The following is a 14,836-nucleotide window of genomic DNA, read 5'->3' as shown; positions in this document are numbered from 1 at the left end:
GCTCATCCTTCCCATGCCCGCGCGATCGCGATCGCGTCGCGCGTCGCGCCGACGTCGTGCACACGGACTGCCCAGACGTCGTGGCGAACAGCGAGAGCGCTGGTGACCGCGGTTGCGAGATCGAGACGATCCTCCGACACCTCGACGTCCCCGACCGTGGCCAGCTGGGCGCTCAGGAAACGCTTGCGCGACGTGCCGATGAGCACGCGGTAGCCGAGGGCCGTGACATCGGCCAGTCCGCGCAGCACATCCCAGTTCTGGTCACCGGTCTTGGCGAAGCCGATTCCTGGATCGACGAGGATGCGCGCCGGAGCGATGCCGGCCTGGGCTGCTTCCCCGATGCGTTCGCGCAGCTCTGCGGCCACCTCACGCGAGGCGCGTCGGTACTCGGCGCGGGCGTACATGTCAGAGGACGGTCCGCGCCAGTGCCCGATCGCGAAGTCGGCGCCGGACTCGGCGACCGCCGCGCGCATGTCCGGGTCGGCGAGTCCGCCGGATACGTCATTGACGATGCGCGCGCCCGCACGCACCGCAGCAGCCGCGGTCGATGCGTTGAGCGTGTCGACACTCACCGCGACCCCGCGCTCCGCGAGAGCCTCGATCACCGGGAGGACCCGCTGCAGCTCGATGGCAGGGTCCACGCGCTCGGAACCGGGTCGAGTGGACTCACCGCCGATGTCGAGCACGGTTGCCCCGGCAGCGTGCAGCATCAGGCCGTGCGCGATCGCGTGATCGCGATCGATGTAGCGTCCGCCATCGCTGAACGAGTCAGTGGTGACGTTGACGATTCCCCAGATCCCGGTCATTGATTCGGCCCCTGAGCCAGTCGAAGGGTCCCGCCGATCAACGCGATCAGCTCCGCACGCGCCACCGGTTCGCGGTACTCGCCGCGTGCCGCGATCGTGAGCGTCGAGGCATCCGTCTGACGTCCTCCGCGCATCGTCACGCAGCCGTGCACCGCATCCAGAACGACGAGGACACCACGGGTGTCGAGGTGCTCGTCGATCGTGTCGGCGATCTGCTCGCCGAGGCGCTCCTGCACCTGCGGACGAGCGGAGAGGACCTCGACGACCTTCACGAGCGCACCGAGACCGACCACCTGCTCGCCGGGCAGGTATGCGATGTGCGCGTGACCGGCGAACGGCAGCAGGTGATGCTCACAGACCGAGCGGAAGCGGATGTCACGCAGCAGCACGGCCCCCGACGCCAGCGTCTCGGGGGCGGGGCCGCGCGAGACGCTGATCGTGCGAGAAAGGGGTTCTGCCGCGTCGTGGCCGACTCCGGCGAAGAACTCGGAGTACAGATCTGCCATTCGGCTCGGGGTCTGCTTCAGTCCCGGTCGATCCGGGTCCTCACCGATCGCCTCGAGCAGCTCGCGGGTCAGCCGTTCGACCCTTTCCCGGTCGACGGCCATGATCAGGCCGTCGCCGGGCGCGCCTGCCCCGATGCCGGGGCGCCGCCGGTTGCGCCACGGGATGCCGCAGCATCCGCTGACGCATCGACAGAGGCCGCGGCATCCGCAGGGATGACGCGCTTCGGCATCTCGATCGGCGGTCGGTCCGACACCGGGCGCTCGCTGCTCGAGAGCCACAGCGGACGCTCGGGAAGCTTGCGCACGTCGGAGAAGATCTCGGCGATCTCGTTGTGGTCGAGGGTCTCCTCCTCGAGCAGCGCGAGCGCGAGACGGTCGAGGATGTCGCGGTTGTCGCTGATCACCTGGTACGCCTCGTCGTGCGCCTGCTCGATGAGTGCGCGCACCTCGGTATCGACGCGCTCGGCGACCGACTCGGAGTACTCTCTTCCGCGGCCCATGTCGCGACCGGCGAAGGGCTCTCCGCCCTCAGAGCCGAGCTTGACCGGTCCGAGCTTGGTCGTCATTCCGTACTCGATGACCATCTTGCGGGCGATGCTCGTCGCCTTCTCGATGTCGTTCGATGCGCCGGTGGTCGGGTCGTGGAAGATGAGCTCTTCTGCGACGCGTCCACCCATCGCGTAGGTGAGCTGATCCTGCAGTTCGTTGCGGGTGACCGAGTACTTGTCATCCAGCGGCATCACCATCGTGTAGCCGAGGGCCTTGCCTCGAGGCAGGATCGTGATCTTGGTCACCGGGTCGGTGTAGTTCATCGCTGCAGCGGCGAGTGCGTGACCGCCCTCGTGATACGCGGTGATGAGCTTCTCGCGGTCCTTCATGACGCGCGTGCGTCGCTGGGGCCCAGCGATCACACGATCGATGGCCTCATCGAGCGCGCGGTTGTCGACGAGCTGCGCGTTGGAGCGCGCGGTGAGGAGCGCTGCCTCGTTGAGGACGTTGGCCAGGTCTGCACCGGTGAAGCCGGGAGTCTTGCGCGCGACGACCTCGAGGTCGACGCTCTTCGCGAGCGGCTTGCCCTTGGCATGCACCTGCAGGATGTGCAGGCGGCCCTTGAGCCCTGGAGCATCCACACCGATCTGACGATCGAAGCGGCCAGGACGGAGCAGCGCGGGGTCGAGGATGTCGGGACGGTTGGTCGCCGCGATCACGATGACATTCGCGTTCGGGTCGAAGCCATCCATCTCGACGAGCATCTGGTTCAGCGTCTGCTCGCGCTCATCGTTACCGCCGCCCATGCCGGCGCCGCGGTGGCGACCGACGGCGTCGATCTCATCGATGAAGATGATCGCTGGCGCGTTTTCTTTGGCCTGGGTGAACAGGTCGCGAACGCGGGATGCTCCGACGCCGACGAACATCTCGACGAAGTCTGAACCGGAGATCGAGTAGAACGGAGCCCCCGCTTCGCCGGCGACAGCGCGGGCGAGGAGGGTCTTACCTGTTCCGGGAGGGCCGTACAGCAGCACGCCCTTCGGGATGCGGGCGCCGACCGCCTGGAACTTCGCAGGATCCTGGAGGAACTCCTTGATCTCTTCGAGCTCTTCGATGGCCTCATCGGCACCGGCGACGTCGGCGAAGGTGACCGTCGGGGTCTCCTTGCTGACGAGCTTCGCCTTGGACTTGCCGAACTGCATGACCTTGCCGCCGCCACCCTGCATGGAGGAGAGCAGCCACCAGAACAGCAGACCCAGCAGTACGAGCGGAAGAAGAAGCGAGAGGATGCCGTCGAACCAGGTGGCCCGCGGGACGACGTCGTTGAAGCCGTCCTTCGGATCAGCGGAGCTGATCGCCGTGACGACCTCGTCGGCGCGCGCCTCTACGTAGTAGAACTGGACTTCCTTCGAGTCTTCGAAGGCCTTCGACAGGGTCATGTCGACGCGCTGATCACCGTCGGTGGTCGTCACCTCGGTGACTGTCTCGCCCGCGAGCAGGTCGAGTCCCTGCTGCGTGGTGATCTGCTTCGGGGCGCCGAGATTCGAGATCAGCAAGAATCCGCCGAACAGCAGGACACCGATCAGCACTACATACAGCAGCGGGTTTCGGGTGATCTTCTTCACGTCCATGGTCCGTTCAGCGTATCGCGCGTGTCCTTGGGCCTCGCTGTGATTCGCCCCTGGCGTAGCGGGGGGTCAGGAGTACACATGCGGCGCAAGCACCGCGACATCGCGCAGGTTGCGGTAGCGCTCGTCGTAGTCGAGGCCGTAGCCGACGACGAACTCGACCGGGATGTCGAAGCCGACGTACTTGCAGTCGATCTCGACCTTCGCAGCTTCTGGCTTGCGCAGCAGCGCCAGGACCTCGATCGACTCGGGGCCGCGGGACTCGAAGTTCTCGAGCAGCCAGCTGAGGGTCAGGCCCGAGTCGATGATGTCTTCGACGATGAGCACGTGCTTGCCGTGCAGGTCGGTGTCGAGGTCCTTGCGGATCTGGACGACACCGCTGGACTTCGTGCTGGAGCCGTAGCTCGAGACAGCCATCCAGTCCATCGGCGCGTGGAAGGGCAGTGCGCGGGCGAAGTCCGCCATCACCATGACAGCACCCTTGAGCACGCCGACGAGGAGGAGATCCTTGCCCTCGTAGTCCTTCGCGACTCGGTCGGCGAGCTCTTGAAGCTTCGCCAGAATCTGCTCCTCGGTAACGAGGATCTCTGCAAGGTCATCTTGAATCTCAGCCGCGCGCATGAATTGATTTTAGGTGACGGATGCTGTGGGTTCGGTAATACTGTGGGGACTGAGCGGGCGGATGCCCCAGACGGAAGGATCTCCCATGGCTCTTGACGACATTCTCAAGCAGGTTCCGATCGAAGACATCGCCGCGAAACTCGGGGTCTCACCTGCCGAGGCATCGAAGGCCGTTGAACAGGGCGGTGCCGTGCTGCTGAGCGGCCTCGCGAAGAACGCTCAGACCGCTGAGGGCGGGGCCGCAATTCAGAATGCTCTCAAGCGCCACGAGGGAAAGCCCGGCGTGAGCAAGGTCGACGACATCGATCAGGCCGACGGCGGCAAGATCGTGCAGCACGTGCTCGGAAGCGACGCCGGCGAGGTTGCCGCGAAGCTGAACGCCTCTGAGAAGACGCCTGGCATCGACTTCGGCAAGCTTCTGCCGATCCTCGCACCCATCGTCATGGGCCTCATCGCCAACGCGACCAAGGGCAAGTCTGACTCGGGTGCCGCGTCCGGTGAATCCGGTGGCGGGCTCGGCGACATCATCGGCGGCCTGCTCGGCGGCGGCTCGTCTTCGGGTGGCGGCGGAATCGGCGACCTGCTCGGCGGCCTCTTCGGCGGCAAGAAGTAGCCGCGACGCGGCCGAGGCTTCGCCTCTACCGTGCGCGGAAGAAGATCCGCGCGCCCTCCCGGTAGGCGGCGCACCCCGGAAGATCAATCGGCCCCTGACCCGACCAGTCGGTGATGAGGCGCGCGACCTCAAGCGTCTGCGTGCGCGACAGGCTCGCACCGAACTCGCTGTGCGCGACAAGCCGGATGATGCGGTTGCGCAGGGCTGCGGGATTCGCCGCGAGTGCCGCGACGCTGACCGAGATGCCGGCTTCGGCGTGCTCGACGATGTCCTCGATAGTCTCGTGGATCATCTCGTCGAACGCCTCGGCATCCTCCCGGAGCTGTTCGGCAGTGCGAGCGAGCGCTTCAGCGATCCCAGGCCCGAGCTCTGATTCAAGCACCGGCAGCACGTTCTCGCGCACCCTGACCCGCGCGAAACGGTGCTCGCGGTTGTGCGGATCGTGCCACGGGTCCAGATCGGATGCTGCGCAGAACGCCTCTGTCGTCGCGCGGCGCACCCCCAACATTGGGCGCAGCCAGACGGTGCCGTCCTCGTCCTCGCGGCGCGGTGCCATGCCCTGCAGGCTGGTCGCTCCGGCTCCGCGGGCAAGCCCGAGGAGGACGGTCTCGGCCTGGTCATCGAGAGTGTGTCCGAGCAGGACAGCATCCGCTCGTTCGCTCGCGGCAATGCCGCGCAGCACCGCGTAGCGCGCGTCGCGCGCAGCGGCCTCGAGTCCGCCCTCAGTGAACGAGACGTCGACTCTCGCAACAAGAGAGCGGATGCCGAGGCTCTCAGCCTGCACCGCGGCCGAGGCCGCGACCTCGTCTGAGCCCTCCTGCAGGTCGTGATCGATCGTGGCGCTGAGCACGCGCATCCCGCGAGAGCGAGCTTCGAAAACGGTCGCCGCGGCGAGCGCGAGCGAATCTGCGCCCCCGGACAGCGCGACGATCACCGTCGCACCGTCGGGCAGATCGGCGAGCGCGACGCGCACGGCAAGGCGGATCTCGGCGACAGCAGGCGGGAGCGAAGGCATCCCTCCACGGTACGACACCGACGCGCATCTATCGCGGGAAGCATCCCGGTCATATTCTGGGCGAGTGACAGAGCACGAGCAGATGACGCAGTCGTTCTCCACAGAGCGATTCAAGGCGTTCGTCGACGCAGTGGTCGCAATCGCGATGACGCTGCTGATCCTGCCGCTGATGGAGTCCGTCTCAGAGGCAGCCTCCGACAAGCTCAGCACCGCCGATTTCCTGAACGAGCACAGCGGTCAGCTGACGAGCTTCGTGCTCAGTTTCGTGCTCATCGCGAACTCCTGGATCGGGCATCACCGCCAGTACAACGATGTCGAGGTGATCACCCGTCCGCTGCTGTGGATCAACGTGGCCTGGATGGCGACCATCGTCTGGCTGCCGGTGCCGACCGCGATGATCGGCCAGATGGACTCGGATCCGCTGCAGGCTGTGCTGTACATCGGCACGCTGATCCTCACGCAGTTCACCACCTTCGCGGGGCGCATCTACCTTCTGCGGCATCCGACGTACACGCGGGCTGACCCGCAGCGGATACGCCTGGGGGCGGTGGCGGACATCGCCTCGGCGATCCTGTTCGGCATCGCGCTGATCATCGTCATCGCGTTCGGGTCGGTCGGGTACTTCGCCCTCTTCCTCCTGGCGCTCACCGGCACTCTCGCAAGAGCGCTGAACAAGCTCTTCCGAACGCGCGGGTAGGCTAGTCCGCGGCATCCACCCGTTTTTCCTGAGGAGCACACGCATGGGCGCACACGACGCCGTCATCGAGATCCCGCGCGGCAGCCGCGTGAAGTACGAAGTCGACCACGAGACCGGACGAGTCCACCTCGACCGCGTGCTCTACACGACCTTCGGTTACCCCGCCGACTACGGATACTTCGACAACACTCTCGGCGAAGACGGCGACCCGCTTGATGTGCTGGTGCTGCTCGATCACGCCATCTTCCCCGGCGTCGTCGTCGAGGTGCGTCCGGTCGCCGTGCTCAAGATGAGCGACGAAGCCGGCGGCGACGACAAGCTCGTCGCTGTGCTCGCCAAGGATCCGCGCTGGGCGCACATCCAGGACATCGACGACATCGCTGAGTACACGAAGAAGGAGATCGCGCACTTCTTCGAACACTACAAGGACCTCGAGCCCAACAAGTGGGTCAAGGTCGATGAGTGGGGCAACGCCGCCGAAGCACAGCGCATCCTCGATGAGGCCATCGTTCGCGCGGGCGAGACGCACTGACCTCAGAATTCCACGAAGAAGCCCTCGGCAGCGCAGATGCGGCCGAGGGCTTCTTCATAGGTGCTGCGGGCTCAGACCGAGACCCCGCGTGCCGCCATGAAGTTGATGGGGTTCGTGTATCCGCCCCAGATGTACACCTCGAAGTGCAGGTGGCATCCGAAGGAGTTGCCGGTGTTGCCGGCGTACGCGATGACCTGTCCGGAGTTGACCCACTGTCCGCTGCGGACGGCGAATGAGTTGATGTGAGCGTAGCCTGTGCCCACACCGTCGCCGTGCTGGATGCGGACGTAGTTGCCGTAGCCGCCATTCCAACCGGCGTAGTCGACGGTGCCGGAGTTCGCGGCGTAGATGGGGGCGCCGCAGCCGTTGGCGAGGTCGACGCCATAGTGGTAGCCGCTCGAGCAGTAGCCTGTGCCGCACTGCACCATGCGCGGTCCGTACCCTGAGCTGCGCCATCCGCCATGCGGGCGGGCCCAGCCACCGGAGCCGACGTTTCCGCCGCCTCCGCCACCGCCCCCGCCGCCGCCACCGCCGCCGCCTTGGTTGTTCTTGGCGGCTTCTTCCTCGCGGCGCTTGCGCTCGGCTTCTTCAGCCGCCTTGCGCTCGGCCTCGCGAACGCGAACGCCTTCTTGGTAGTCAGCGACGGTCTTTGCCGTGTCGTCCTTGAGGGCTGCGAGCTGAGCTTCGAGCGTCCCGAGGTACTCGGTCTGCTCGGCGAGAGCCGCCTCGGCTGCCGTGGCAGCGTTCTGCGCGGCGATCATCTTCTCTTCGGCGATCTTCTGCAGGCGGTCGCGCTCAGTGCGGGCGACGACAGCCTGATCGCTCAGCGCCTGTGCGGAGTTTCGGGCTGCCACGGCCTTGTCGTAGACGGACTGGTTGAAGCCCAGCATCTTGTCCATCGTGCCCAGGCGCGATAGAAGGTCGTCGGCGCTGGCTGCGGAACCGGCGAAGAAGAGCTCAAGTGCGGTGTCATCGCCACCGTTGCGATAGAGCTGGGCTGCTACCTGGCCGGCCTTGCGAGCAGATTCGACTGCGATCGTCGACTGTTCATCGGCCTGAGCCTGAAGCGATTCCGCTTCGGCGATCGCGGCGAAGTACGCCTGCTGTGCTTCGTAGAACTCGTTGCCGGCTGCTTCCGCCGCGGCCTTGGTCTCGGCGACGCGCTGGGTGAGCGACTGGATCAGTCCCTCGATGCGTGAGACTTCCGAAGCCTTCGCGGCTTCATTGTTCTTCGCCCGCTGGACATCATCCCAGCTCGGGTAGGAGGCAGCGTGGGCGGCGTTGACGCCGGCACCGATCCCGAATGCGCTGAGGGTTGCGACGCTGAGAGCTCCAAGACCCAGCGCATTGCGGCGGGTCAGCGATCCCTTCTGCCAGAACGCCTTGCGTTCTTCAGCACTGGGCGCGCAGTTGCACGAGTCGCCGGCCTCTAGCGCAGCATCCATTGCGGACTGCTCGACGTTCACACGGCCCCTTTCACAGGAATCACTCATGCAACAGTAACAACATCTTTCACATCCGCAACAGGTGATTTCTTGTATCCAGAGACGTTGCGAACGCTCCATCGTCGCGTAGAAACGCCCGGGCGTTCCGCAGACTCGCCCTCGATTGGCGTTTTCGGCGAAACATCCTTTATGCTTGAGCGTCGGCAAGGAAGTCCCCCGGGACAGACTTTCGGCCCCATCGTTTAGCGGCCTAGGACGCCGCCCTTTCACGGCGGTAGCACGGGTTCGAATCCCGTTGGGGTCACTCCATCCGATACAATTTAAAAAGTATGGCCCTGTAGCGCAGTTGGTTAGCGTGCCGCCCTGTCACGGCGGAGGTCGCGGGTTCAAGTCCCGTCAGGGTCGCTCTAAGCGACGGGCCCTTTTTTCGAAAAGGGCCTTTCGTCTAGGATGCGGCAGATTTATGATGTGCCGCATGGCTCTGTAGCTCAGTTGGTAGAGCGCACGACTGAAAATCGTGAGGTCACGGGATCGACGCCCGTCGGAGCCACTGTCCCTCACGAGGCTTCTACTCGTGGGGGACTTTTCAGTTAAGTCCCGGTCAGGTTGAGATTTCTCCCTGGCACGCTCGCCGGTCATTGAGCGAGGGAGTCCTGACGCCTTCAACAAACCTTCGCTCGACTCACACTCCATCGCTCAGCACGTCTCGCACTCGCAGTGTTTGGGCATACCTCGCGTACGGATACAGCTCGACGGCGGGGATCCTCTGGAGCGGGTCAGGCAGCATCAATGACCTCGGTGAGGGTCGTCTGTGGATTCGTTGCAGTGCGAAGATTCTCCGGCCCGAGCTCGCCGATCGTTGATGCCCCGGCTGCGGCGAAAGCTCGTGTGCCCCCTTTCGTCACCGACCCTCGTCACGTTTCGTGGGCAGCTCTCGATCCATGCGACCGAGAACTGGGATAGCGAATCTGGGCACGCATTGCTGATGCGGTGGCGCGACCGAGCACGGAGGACGCGGAGTAGCTCACCCCTCGAGCCCGGCGGTGGCCGTGGCGAGGTCTGCGACGACGTCGCTGAGCTGCCCGGTCTTCTCGAGGACAGCCCGCTGGCGCAGGGCGCCGTTCCCGCGCTCGAAGATCTGCGTGATCTGCTGTTCGACGAGTTCTTCGTCGCCGTTCTCGCGTAGGGCTGGTCGGACGTGGTCGACGAGGTCGGCGACGATCTCACGCACCGGACGCGCCGCGAGCGTTCGCGGGTCGATCAGATCACCCTCGATACCGAATCTTCCTGCCTGCCAGCTCATCACCCGAAGCATGGCGACCGAAAGGGGCAGGGGCTCCTCCCCCGCCCGCCATTCAGCGGCGGCGGTGTCCACGAGGCCACGGCACAGCGCGGCAATCAGCACGGTGTCGGCGGCGTCCGCGCAGACGTCGGCGACACGGATCTCCACAGTCGGGTAGTGGTGTGACAGGCGTGCGTCGAAGTAGATCATTCCTTTGTCGAAGATCGCCCCGGAAGCGATCATCGCCGAGACGAGCGAGTGGTAATTTTCGGCCGTGTCGAACCGCTCGGTGGGCCCAGCCGTGGGCCAGCGCATGATCGCCTGCGAGCGAAAACTCGCGTACTTCGTGTCTTCGCCCTGCCAGAACGGGGAGTTCGCACTCAACGCCAACAGCGCTGGTAGCCAACCTCGAATGCGATCGAGTACACCGACGCCCTCATCGTCGGATTCCACAGACACGTGCACGTGGCACGCTCCGGTGAGCTGCTCGGTCGTCGTCAGCCCGAAGTGCTCGACCATCTGCAGGTATCGCGGCTTGCCGACGATCGCCGCTCCGACCGGCAGCGGCGAAGTCCCAGACGCGATCACCCGCGCCCCCGCACGTCGCGCCGCGGTGATCGCCTGGTCGCGCCATGCGCGCACACCAGCACCGAGGGCGGCCATATCCGTGTGCGGAACCGTGTCGGTCTCGATCTGCTGCTGCTGGAGTTCGTGCTCGATCGACCCTCCCGGCACCTCATCGGGGGTGAATTCGCCGGATGCCTCAATGGACGCGGCATCCGCAGCTCTGGCATCCTCAGCAGGCTTCGCGGCCTCAGCCGCGTACCGCAGGGTGCGCGCGGCGACGGACCGCGGCCGTCCGCTTGCGGCATCGACGAGCAACAGTTCTTCTTCCACACCGACGGTACGCATGGCCTCAGTGTGCCAGCCGACCACGAGGTGCAGAAGGGGATTGCGCGCAGGACGCACGACAGCATAAGGAGGTTGCCAGCACGCGCAGAAAGGAGAAGGCTCGACCATGACCGGAAGGGAGAACCCACTGTGTGCCGCTTGCTTGGCTACGTCACTGACCGACCGACCCCCGTCGTCGACGTTCTCGGACGCGACGACTTCGATACCTTCACGGCACTCACCGAAGTACACAGCGACGGCTGGGGAATGGCATGGCACCGCTCGCTCGGCGACGAGACGGAAGCGATCTCGTCGGTGCGTAACGCGTCGATCGATCCCCAGTACGACGCGCTCGCGAATCAGGCCCTCGGATGCTGCGGACTCGTGCACCTGCGCTGGGCGACCGGCGGTCTTCCCGTGTCGCCTGCGAACACCCATCCCTTCACCGATGACGGATACGCCTTCGCGCACAACGGTCATATCGCACCGATCGACCACCTCGAAGCACAGCTCAGCGCCGACTCCCGAACGAAGCTCCTCGGCGATACGGACAGCGAGCGCTACTTCCGCCTGATCATGCAGTGCATCGGGGAGGCCGACGGAGACGAGGTGGCAGGCGTCACTCGTGCGCTCGAGATTCTCGTACGGGAGTTTCCGAACTCGAGCCTCAATGCTCTTCTTCTGACCCCGGCGAAGCTCTTCGCCATCCACATCAACAGTCGAGTGGATTCGCCCGTCGAAGCCCTGCGCGAGCTCTTCGAATCGGTGGAGGCGATGCCGGCCAGCCACGCAACCGAGTATTACGCCATGGACTACCGCATCACCGACGAGGCCGTGCATGTCATCTCCAGCGGCGTCGACGCGGAAGGATGGACCCGCGTTCCCGAAGACGCCGCCGTCGTCATCGATCTTGCGACACGCGACGTGACGCGACTGCATCCGGTCCCTCTCGCATAGCGCGCGAGACCCCGCGGCTTGTGCGCGCCCTCCACATGTGATCCCCTAGCGACCATGACCAACACGTTCGACGACTGGACTCGTCTCTGCAGGCTGCTCGACGACGACCCTGAACTCACTCCTGCCACTCTCGATTCCGTCGAAGCGGGCGAATCCCCCTGGGATGCTCTGATCGAGGGCCTCGACGATTCAGGCGCACTCGCGTATCTCGACAAGAGCGACACCGGCGCCGAACTCGCTGATGCGCTGCCCGCTCTCCCCCGCATCATCCGCACCGGCATCGAGCTTGACGAGGTGGGCGACATCAACGAGCTCGACCGTGCGATCACGAGCGCGAACGAGCTTCTCGCCGCGCATGGGCTCACTCTCCTCTACCTCGCAGACCCCGATGACGAAGACGCCCATCCCCTCGTCGCCGTACCGACCGCAGATCTCGATGAGATCAACGCGCTGATCGAGAAATTGTACGGCTGACGTCCGCGACCGGATCTCCTCCTGCCCGCCGCGACTCGAGACAATGGACACATGGCCACTGAACGACGCTTCCGCATCCTGAACTCGGTGGGCCGAGTCATCCGCACCGACCCCGACAAGGTCGCTCTGACCGAAGCGTATGCGGTCTTGACCGACACCATCGTCGTGAAGATCCTCGATCTCGCGATGCGGATCGGCGAATCGATGTTCGCGGTCGGGGCATCGGCGCACGACGTGACATTCGCGATCATCCGCGTCGCCCGCGTCTACGGACTCACCGGGGTGCACGTCGATGTCACATTCAGCGCGGTCAGCGTCTCATACCACCGCGGCGAGGACGACTGGCCGACGACGCTGATCCGGGTCGTACGCGCCGCCTCCCCCGACCATGCGAAGCTCCAGCGCCTGCAGGCGCTCCTCGTCGACATCACTGACGGGATGGACCTCGATGAGGCGCGCCTCGCGTTCCGCATCATCCGTCGGACGCCCTTCCTCTACCGCCCCATCGTCGTCCTCTTCGCCCGCGCCCTGCTCGCCGTCGGCGTCGCGATCCTCTACGGCGCCTCTCCGATCATCATCGGGCTGAGCTTCCTCGCCGCCCTCGCCGCAGCATTCACTCAAGCGGGTCTGGCCCGCCTCCAGGTTCCGCTGTTCTTCAGCCAGATCGCCGGCGGATTCGTCATCACCGCAGTCACGGCCGTGGTCGCGGCTCTGGGCCATGCCGAGGTCGCCCCCTTCGTCGATGTGCAGCCATCGATCATCGTCGCCTCGGGAATCGTGCTCATGCTCTCCGGACTCACCGTCGTCGGCGCCGCACAGGACGCGATCGACGGATTCGCCCTCACGGCGGGCGGGCGGATCCTGGATCTGACGATGCAGACCCTCGGGGTGGTTCTCGGCATCCTGATCGGCCTCGAGGGGGCCCGATTCTTCGGCGTCAGCATCCCGCTGCCGACCGATGCGATCCCCTTCGGGTCGTTGGTCGCGCAGATCGGCGGCGCGGTCATCATCGCGGTCGCGGTCGCGCTGTTCAATGGCGCGGGGCTGCGCATCATCCTCGTCAGCGCCTTCCTCAGCACCATCGCGATCCTCGGCTACAGCGCCACCCTCTCCCTCGGCGTGCAGCCTGCCGGCGCGAGCGCCATCGGCGCGCTGCTGGCCAGCTTCATCGGCATCCTCACCGCCCGCGGAGTGCACGTGCCATCGGTCGCCGTGACGACAGCGGCGATCGTGCCGCTCGTCCCCGGAACCGCCGTCTTCCGAGGCCTTCTCGGGCTCGTCGACTCCGATGGAACCGCCGAAGGGATGCTGGATGGCGTCGGCCCCCTCGTGCTCGCCGCATCGATCGGAATCGGACTCGCCGCCGGCGCATCCCTCGGCCTGTATCTCGGAACGCCGCTGCGAGCCACGCTCGCCAGTGTCTCGAAGTCGCGCGCTCGCCTCAGGCGCTGAGCTCCCTTACCGGCGGGTGCGGTAGCACGCCCACGCGACGCTCCAACGTCGCGGCCAGTGCGATGATCGCGGCCTCGCCGCCGGGGCGTCCGATCAACTGCACACTCACCGGGTGCCCCGAGGCATCACGCGTCACGGGCACGACGATCGCCGGGAGCCCTGCCACATTGACGAAGCTCGAGTACGGCGCGTAGCGCACCTGCTGTGAGAAATTGTGCGCGGCATCGGATGCGTCGAACCACCCGACCGGCTGCGGCGGCAGCGCGAGCGCGGGGGTGAGCACCGCATCGAAGGGCGCGAAAGCCGTGATCGTCTGGCGCTCGAAGACCGTCGCCGCAGCGAGCGCTTCCAGCACCTGCGCGCCGGTGAGCTTGCGCCCCTCGCGCACCAGCCAGGCGGTGATCGGCTCGACGAGTTCGAGCTCAGCATCCGAGAGCGTCATGCGCGCGGCGCTCGTGCGCCAGATCGTCGTGAACATCTCGGCGTACCCGTGCGGGCGCCAATCGAACGCGTCGACGTTGCCGCCCGCATCCGAGAGCAGGGCGGCGGCGAGCGTCACCGCACGCGCCGCATCAGGGTCGAGCCGAATGTCATCAGCGTCATCCCACGGCGAGACGGTCGTCACGCCGACGCGAGCAGATACTCCGAGCGCTCTGGCCGCGGCGAGGAAAGAGCCAGAACCGGGCGCGGCCGTCGCATACGGGTGGGGACGGCCGGCGACCTGCACATCGAGCAGCAGCGCGGCATCGGCAACGGTGCCGGCGATGGGTCCGGCGACCGGCAGGCCCCCGGGGCTGTCCAGGCCGGATGCGAACGGCACTCGTCCGCGCGATGGCTTGATGCCGACCACGCCGACGGTCGCCGCAGGAATGCGGATCGACCCTCCGCCGTCGGATGCGGGAGCCAGCGGGAGCAGGCCCGCAGCGACTGCGGTCGCCGCGCCTCCGCTCGAGCCTCCTGCACCGTTGGCGGAATTCCACGGGTCACGCGCAGGCGGGGCGATCTGCGTCTCGGTATAACCGGTGAGCCCGAACTCCGGCGTATTGGTCTTGCCGAGGCTGATGCCGCCGGCCTCGTCGAGCACCGCGGCCTGATCTCCTGTGGCATCCGGAATGTAGTCACGATGCAGGCGCGAGCCGAATCGCGTCGGAACACCGGCGCGCGGAACAAGGTCCTTGTCGCCGAACGGCAAGCCCCACAGGGCTCCTGTCGGTTCTGTGTCGCCGAGCGCGGCGGCGCGCTCGAGTGCGGCATGCGCTGTCACCTCGACAAAGGCGCCGAGTCCGTCATCGAACCGTGCGATGCGATCGAGATAGTGCTGGGTCAGCTCGAACGGGCTGATCTCTCGAGTGCGGAGCGCCGCCAGCTGCTCGATCGCGGTCAGTTCGTGCAGCTCGGCCATGCTTCGAGCCTATGGCCCACTGCATG

14 protein-coding genes and 3 tRNA genes are annotated in these 14,836 nt (G+C 66.0%); 9 read left to right on the top strand and 8 right to left on the bottom strand.

Features of this window, described 5'->3' with window-relative positions:
• Positions 1-2: 2 nt before the first annotated feature.
• The 4 genes from folP to hpt all read right to left on the bottom strand — a co-directional run bounded on the left by folP (position 3) and on the right by hpt (position 4,050).
• On the bottom strand, positions 3-806 hold the full coding sequence (gene folP, locus ACTU6V_RS04965; RefSeq protein ID WP_443475097.1) for a dihydropteroate synthase: 804 nt from the start codon (positions 804-806) through the stop codon (positions 3-5).
• Positions 803-1,414 (bottom strand): GTP cyclohydrolase I, encoded by a 612-nt coding sequence (folE, locus tag ACTU6V_RS04960; RefSeq protein ID WP_443467728.1) that lies wholly within the window; start codon positions 1,412-1,414, stop codon positions 803-805. The genes folP and folE overlap by 4 nt, the downstream gene beginning before the upstream one ends.
• Positions 1,415-1,416: 2 nt before the next feature.
• Complete coding sequence (ftsH, locus tag ACTU6V_RS04955) at positions 1,417-3,432, bottom strand: ATP-dependent zinc metalloprotease FtsH (RefSeq protein ID WP_443467729.1); 2,016 nt, start codon at positions 3,430-3,432, stop codon at positions 1,417-1,419.
• 66 nt (positions 3,433-3,498) lie between these two features.
• Positions 3,499-4,050 carry a hypoxanthine phosphoribosyltransferase gene (gene hpt, locus ACTU6V_RS04950; RefSeq protein ID WP_443467730.1) on the bottom strand — a complete coding sequence of 184 codons (552 nt, stop codon included), beginning with the start codon at positions 4,048-4,050 and terminating at the stop codon, positions 3,499-3,501.
• 85 nt (positions 4,051-4,135) lie between these two features.
• On the opposite strand from hpt, the gene ACTU6V_RS04945 reads away from it, so the two are divergent.
• Complete coding sequence (locus ACTU6V_RS04945) at positions 4,136-4,663, top strand: DUF937 domain-containing protein (RefSeq protein ID WP_443475096.1); 528 nt, start codon at positions 4,136-4,138, stop codon at positions 4,661-4,663.
• Between the two features lie 25 nt (positions 4,664-4,688).
• On the opposite strand, the gene tilS is transcribed toward ACTU6V_RS04945, so the two are convergent.
• Positions 4,689-5,678, bottom strand: coding sequence for a tRNA lysidine(34) synthetase TilS (gene tilS / locus ACTU6V_RS04940; RefSeq protein ID WP_443467732.1), 990 nt, complete (start codon positions 5,676-5,678; stop codon positions 4,689-4,691).
• 64 nt (positions 5,679-5,742) lie between these two features.
• Between tilS and ACTU6V_RS04935 the strand changes: the two genes are divergently transcribed.
• Positions 5,743-6,375, top strand: a complete 633-nt coding sequence (locus tag ACTU6V_RS04935) for a TMEM175 family protein (RefSeq protein ID WP_443467733.1) — start codon at positions 5,743-5,745, stop codon at positions 6,373-6,375.
• A 43-nt stretch (positions 6,376-6,418) separates the two neighbouring features.
• Positions 6,419-6,907, top strand: coding sequence for an inorganic diphosphatase (locus tag ACTU6V_RS04930; RefSeq protein WP_417509954.1), 489 nt, complete (start codon positions 6,419-6,421; stop codon positions 6,905-6,907).
• A gap of 71 nt (positions 6,908-6,978) precedes the next feature.
• On the opposite strand, the gene ACTU6V_RS04925 is transcribed toward ACTU6V_RS04930, so the two are convergent.
• Positions 6,979-8,400: a M23 family metallopeptidase gene (locus ACTU6V_RS04925; RefSeq protein ID WP_443475095.1), complete on the bottom strand. Its 1,422-nt coding sequence runs from the start codon at positions 8,398-8,400 to the stop codon at positions 6,979-6,981.
• Between the two features lie 183 nt (positions 8,401-8,583).
• Between ACTU6V_RS04925 and ACTU6V_RS04920 the strand changes: the two genes are divergently transcribed.
• The 3 genes from ACTU6V_RS04920 to ACTU6V_RS04910 all read left to right on the top strand — a co-directional run bounded on the left by ACTU6V_RS04920 (position 8,584) and on the right by ACTU6V_RS04910 (position 8,902).
• A tRNA-Glu gene (locus tag ACTU6V_RS04920) sits at positions 8,584-8,656 on the top strand.
• A gap of 27 nt (positions 8,657-8,683) precedes the next feature.
• Positions 8,684-8,757, top strand: a tRNA-Asp gene (locus tag ACTU6V_RS04915).
• Between the two features lie 72 nt (positions 8,758-8,829).
• Positions 8,830-8,902: transfer RNA gene (locus tag ACTU6V_RS04910), tRNA-Phe, on the top strand.
• 474 nt (positions 8,903-9,376) lie between these two features.
• On the opposite strand, the gene ACTU6V_RS04905 is transcribed toward ACTU6V_RS04910, so the two are convergent.
• A complete protein-coding gene (locus ACTU6V_RS04905; protein WP_443475094.1) occupies positions 9,377-10,546 on the bottom strand; it encodes a carboxylate-amine ligase in 1,170 nt (389 codons plus the stop codon).
• Positions 10,547-10,675: 129 nt separating this feature from the next.
• Between ACTU6V_RS04905 and ACTU6V_RS04900 the strand changes: the two genes are divergently transcribed.
• Genes ACTU6V_RS04900 through ACTU6V_RS04890 form a run of 3 tightly spaced genes read left to right on the top strand, consistent with a single transcriptional unit; the run spans position 10,676 to position 13,408 of the window.
• Positions 10,676-11,482: a class II glutamine amidotransferase gene (locus ACTU6V_RS04900; RefSeq protein WP_443475093.1), complete on the top strand. Its 807-nt coding sequence runs from the start codon at positions 10,676-10,678 to the stop codon at positions 11,480-11,482.
• Between the two features lie 54 nt (positions 11,483-11,536).
• Positions 11,537-11,956: a DUF6630 family protein gene (locus ACTU6V_RS04895; RefSeq protein WP_443475092.1), complete on the top strand. Its 420-nt coding sequence runs from the start codon at positions 11,537-11,539 to the stop codon at positions 11,954-11,956.
• A 51-nt stretch (positions 11,957-12,007) separates the two neighbouring features.
• The gene (locus ACTU6V_RS04890; protein ID WP_443475091.1) at positions 12,008-13,408 is read left to right on the top strand and encodes a threonine/serine exporter family protein; all 1,401 of its coding nucleotides are present in this window, start codon (positions 12,008-12,010) and stop codon (positions 13,406-13,408) included.
• On the opposite strand, the gene ACTU6V_RS04885 is transcribed toward ACTU6V_RS04890, so the two are convergent.
• Complete coding sequence (locus ACTU6V_RS04885) at positions 13,398-14,810, bottom strand: amidase (RefSeq protein WP_443475090.1); 1,413 nt, start codon at positions 14,808-14,810, stop codon at positions 13,398-13,400. The genes ACTU6V_RS04890 and ACTU6V_RS04885 overlap by 11 nt on opposite strands.
• Between the last annotated feature and the right edge of the window lie 26 nt (positions 14,811-14,836).

Source organism: Microbacterium zouquanmingi, from assembly GCF_052266675.1.
In the GTDB taxonomy this organism is placed as follows: Bacteria; Actinomycetota; Actinomycetes; order Actinomycetales; family Microbacteriaceae; genus Microbacterium.
Note: the sequence above shows the minus strand (reverse complement) of the source record. Positions and strands in the feature narration are given on the sequence as shown.